Genomic DNA, 4,529 nt, shown 5'->3' on the forward strand with positions numbered 1-4,529 from the left:
ATGTTGCGACAGCCCTTGCATTAAGACGGTTCATAAGAGCCATTTTTAGTCCTTTCTTATACAAATTTGATCCACACACTCATCCCACTTGTTATGTGCAAATGAGTGGTTTTAGTTGATTCAACATAAACAGGTTTGGAATGAAAGAATCTTGCGTTATTCGAGGGGCTAATTCAATATGAATAATGCTAGATTATCATTATAAATCAATATCTTGTACGATGATAGCAGTGCAGTCCGTAAAATCTTTTCTCATCTTCTTTTGATAGGATAACAAAGATGCTCTTGGAATACATCAATAGACTCAATCACTTTATACAAATATAACCTTGTTGAATTCTTTCGCTTCAACTCAGACATCTCTGTCACTCTAATTAAATCCAATCGACCACCAGAGTGTTTTTATCCTTTAAGTTCTTTTACTTTTAATCTGAATATATCGACCTCTTTCAAATCTTTTTATTGATTAATGTTTCAGAGGAATTGTATCTTTAGCACTTTATTTTCCGTTTATGTCTCCAACCACATAGGCCTGCACCTTGTTCATTATGTTTTAAATATCTCTCGCCAAATTTGGATTAATCACATTGATATCTTGTCGATTCAAATAAATTGGCAGCCATCCAATACAAGAAGTTCGTTCATTCGTCGCGTAGCCAGTTAGAAAGCTTAGTACGCATAGCAGTATCACTTTTCTTATTAATCTTCATTTTCTACCTTAAGCCGTGTTGTCCTATCTTGAAAGCTTCCTTTGTTTGCTTTTGCTTCTCAACTTGTTTCCCAAGAAAAAAGGCTTTCACTAAAGCTATAAGAAAAGTTGCTATGGTCACTGACGTCATTGTTAGATATTTTTTTATCCATAAGATTATAGGCGGTGTTCTTGAAAGCGTTTAGCAATGTATACCATAGCTGTACAAGCAGCTAAAACCATAATGCCTGCTAAAACCCATTGAACAGGACCATTTCCTGAAAAAAGCCCTCCAAGCCCTGAAAAAGAACCTATGATTGGTGCAAGAGCTTCTACTTTGCAAATACCTGTTACACCTTCTGATTCTACTACATGATAATTTGGGGCAACATGAGATCCTTTCGCCCATAATCCTGCTTCGGCTGCTCGGCGATTGACAAGACCTTGGATACGTTTTCCTCCTACTCTTGTCCATTTTTGCAATTCAGTTGGTACCACTTCATATGCACCTTTATTGAGCTTTTTTAAAAGTGTAGAATTGCAAAAGGCTGTTATTCCTACGTTATAGCAAAATGATACTAATGCCGCGAATTGTTCATTGTTTAAAGGAACGGTAACGGCTTTTTCAACAACGAGTTCACACTCTCTTAAATCCTGACAAAGGATTTTTTCAGCTTCTTTTTCCGTAATTTGCATGTCTTTGTGGACGCTTGGAGCACCAGCAGCATTTGTATGTCCATAACCAATTGTCCATACACCACCAGAATATTCATAAGCCGATAAACGTAAGCCTTCCAATTGCTTAATCAATGCAAGCCCTTCTTTTGATATTTTTCGCATTATTCTTACCTATAAAAAACCTACACAAAGCAGGATATGAATCGAAAACTTACATCTACTCATTTTTAAGAACAGAACAACGAAAGGGCATAATAAATTCAAAACCTCCATAGTGAGTTATGTTAAAACCCATATCGTTTTTGAACAAATATTATGCTAAACACCATTCATTTTGCAGCAATTGATCTCCATCTCAAGATAATAACTTTATAATAAATCCATTTATAATCAGATAGATTTTACTCATAAATTCTTACAGTTGATCCAGAACGATTTAGAAGAACTTTACTTAAAAAACTTCAATAATCCTGATGAAAAAAAACATTTTTTAACAAAAAAATAAGAGATATAATAAGTAATGAAATAATAGGTATTGATTTTCAAGTAATTGCATAACCCATAACTTACACCATAGAATTATTTTCATAAAAACAAAAAAACATTACAGTTGAATATTATAGATCTACAAATTATCTTAGAATCAACACAATATACACATAACGTATTATACATATTTAATCAAAAAATCTATAGTGAATTTAACTGTTATTTATTTTTTCCTCTAATTGCTTAATTTTCTTAAAAAATATCTTTATGAAGGATTTTAAATAAAATGTTATATAAAAACATAATCGATATTTTCTCCCTTTCTAGTAGTCTGTTTTCAACTAAAACAATATAGTAGTGGAGTATGTTCAATACATGGACCAATGATATTGGATAGTGTTGTAAAGAATATTGTATTGTAATAAACTTGAACGATGACTTCGGTTTCATATATTTTTTTCTATATGAATAACGCTTTCGTCTTTTTCATATGAAGCGTTTTATGGGGCATTTGGGGACAATGGTATCATCTTTGTCTGGTGTTGTATTGGCTGGTTTCCAGAAGCGTCTTAAACAAATCAATCAAGCTATTGAAATCTTTTTAGAGGCAATAGCACAAGGGATACAAAAGATTTTAACAAAAAGCCGCTTGAAGATATAGGAGGCTCTCTCTTCCTAGCATCCCCGCACATTTACATAACATAAAAAAGAGAAAGGCAATGAGATGATATTTGATGATGGAGATAGATATATAACGACACGTGAGTGTGCACAGCTTTTTAGTGTATCCACAACAACGATTCGCAATTGGGTGCTTCAGGGATTGTTTCCGGAGCCATATAAGCTAGGGAGAGCAGTGAGGTGGAGAAAAAAGAGATCTTAGCCTTCACTCTAAAGAAAAATAAGGAGCAAATAAGAACAAATTAGATAAAATTATATAAACTGTAGAAGGTGGTCTGAAAATGGCTATTTAAAGAAAAAATCTATATATTTCAATATATTGAAGGTATGAAATGGTGCCGCATGCCGGCAAGCAGGGGCTTAGCAACAAGATTCAAAGTATATAAAGATGTGTAAGGGCGTATTGATGTCTATAGCTTTTTATGATTCAATAAAAAAAGTAAGTATTAAAGAAAAAATCTCAAAGCAGAAATTAAAGGTGGTCTAAAAGGTGGACCAAAAAAGGTGGACGAGCAATGCTTGAAAAGGTGGACGAGAGGGGACGTTAAGTGAGGGCGATTCATCGGTTGTCAGCATCATTCGTAAAGACGTCTCCGCAGGGTAAATATTGTGACGGGGCAGGGCTATGGTTGAATGTTCGAAAAGACAATACACGCTCTTGGTTTTTCCGCTATACGCACCACAATAAGCGCCGTGAAATGGGACTTGGTCCTGTTACGAAACTCTCTTTAAAAGAAGCGCGTGAGCTTACAAGATATTATAGTGATATTCTTAAAGAAGGCAATGATCCTATTGTCTTTCGAGAACAGACTATTTTAAAACAGCAAAGCAATATTTTTCAAGAAATTGCAAAAGCGGCTTTTGAAAGCAAAAAAGCAGAGTTGAAAAATGAAGGTAAAAACGGTCGCTGGTTTTCTCCACTAGAGTTGCACGTGATTCCACACATAGGTAATTTACCTATAGAAAAATTAACAGCCAATATCATTCGCAATGTTCTCGCGCCCCTTTGGCATGAAAAAGCAGACACAGCGCGAAAAGCACTTAACCGTATCAATATTTGCTTGAAATATGCTGCGGCTCTTGGTTTAGATGTTGATTTACAGGCTTGTATGAAAGCACGCGCGCTTTTAGGAAAACCACGTGCGACATCAACAAATATTCCTGCTATGCCATGGCAAGAAGTGCCGGTTTTTTATCAAAGCTTGGATGATAAGATCCTTTCAAATTTAGCACTGAAGTTATTGATTTTGACAGGCGCACGGTCATATCCATTGCGCTATTTGCGCCTTGAACAAATAGATAAAAATATATGGACGATACCAAAAGAAAACATGAAAGGTATTGTAGGGAAAGTTTCAGACTTTCGCGTGCCACTAAGTGATGAAGCTTTGAGAGTTATTGAAAAAACTCTCCCCTTTGAAAAGAATGGTTTTCTCTTTTCTGGTCTTAGAGGCAACCCCATTTCTGATGCCACCATGGCAAAGTATATGAGAGTTTGTGGTTTGACTTATCGTCCCCATGGTTTTCGTTCAAGCTTACGGGATTGGATAGCAGAGACAACGTCAACACCATTTGAGATTGCCGAAACTGTTCTTGCACATACAGTTGGGAGTTCAGTGACGAAAGCCTACATGCGAACGGATTTTTTAGAGCAACGGCGTGTTCTTTTAGAGCTGTGGGCTTCATTTATAACAGGATAGAATTTTTACAATTACCTCTGCAGTGTTTTTGGCTATTTTGAAGAGAAATTTGATATGTCCAATTCTGTGAAAATAACAGTTTTAAATGTGTAAAGCTATTATTGATAGTCTCCATGAGACGAGTAAAATTAAGAAATCATTTTCTAAAAAATTTCGCGCGTCTCAGAGTATGTTTAGAGTCGGATATTTGGTTTTTGTGTAAAAATACTTACAAACGCATCCATAATACGTGAAAAATCAAGCGCTAATAAGAGTATAATGAGTACAATCCATTTCGTATAACGAGACATCAC

The 4,529-nt window shown here is 35.3% G+C and carries 3 protein-coding genes and 1 pseudogene; 3 read left to right on the forward strand and 1 reads right to left on the reverse strand.

Annotation, left to right across the window (positions count from 1 at the left end; genetic code table 11):
• Positions 1 to 865 precede the first annotated feature (865 nt).
• The gene (locus tag ACFIKR_RS08720; protein WP_012754682.1) at positions 866 to 1,528 is read right to left on the reverse strand and encodes a lysozyme; all 663 of its coding nucleotides are present in this window, start codon (positions 1,526 to 1,528) and stop codon (positions 866 to 868) included.
• A gap of 847 nt (positions 1,529 to 2,375) precedes the next feature.
• Between ACFIKR_RS08720 and ACFIKR_RS08725 the strand changes: the two genes are divergently transcribed.
• The 3 genes and pseudogenes from ACFIKR_RS08725 to ACFIKR_RS08735 all read left to right on the forward strand — a co-directional run bounded on the left by ACFIKR_RS08725 (position 2,376) and on the right by ACFIKR_RS08735 (position 4,236).
• Positions 2,376 to 2,516 carry a hypothetical protein gene (locus ACFIKR_RS08725; protein WP_375659576.1) on the forward strand — a complete coding sequence of 47 codons (141 nt, stop codon included), beginning with the start codon at positions 2,376 to 2,378 and terminating at the stop codon, positions 2,514 to 2,516.
• Positions 2,517 to 2,579: 63 nt separating this feature from the next.
• Positions 2,580 to 2,782: pseudogene (locus ACFIKR_RS08730) on the forward strand (helix-turn-helix transcriptional regulator).
• Positions 2,783 to 3,084: 302 nt separating this feature from the next.
• Entirely contained in the window at positions 3,085 to 4,236 is a 1,152-nt protein-coding gene (locus ACFIKR_RS08735; protein ID WP_375659577.1) for a tyrosine-type recombinase/integrase, read from the forward strand.
• Positions 4,237 to 4,529 lie beyond the last annotated feature (293 nt).

Source organism: Bartonella sp. MR30HLJHH, from assembly GCF_042194195.1.
Taxonomy (GTDB): domain Bacteria; phylum Pseudomonadota; class Alphaproteobacteria; order Rhizobiales; family Rhizobiaceae; genus Bartonella; species Bartonella grahamii.

Coding starts and splice junctions, on each gene's coding strand:
- ACFIKR_RS08720 (WP_012754682.1), bottom strand. CDS start 1,528: ATGCGAAAAATATCAAAAGAAGGGCTTGCATTGATTAAGCAATTGGAA.
- ACFIKR_RS08725 (WP_375659576.1), top strand. CDS start 2,376: ATGGTATCATCTTTGTCTGGTGTTGTATTGGCTGGTTTCCAGAAGCGT.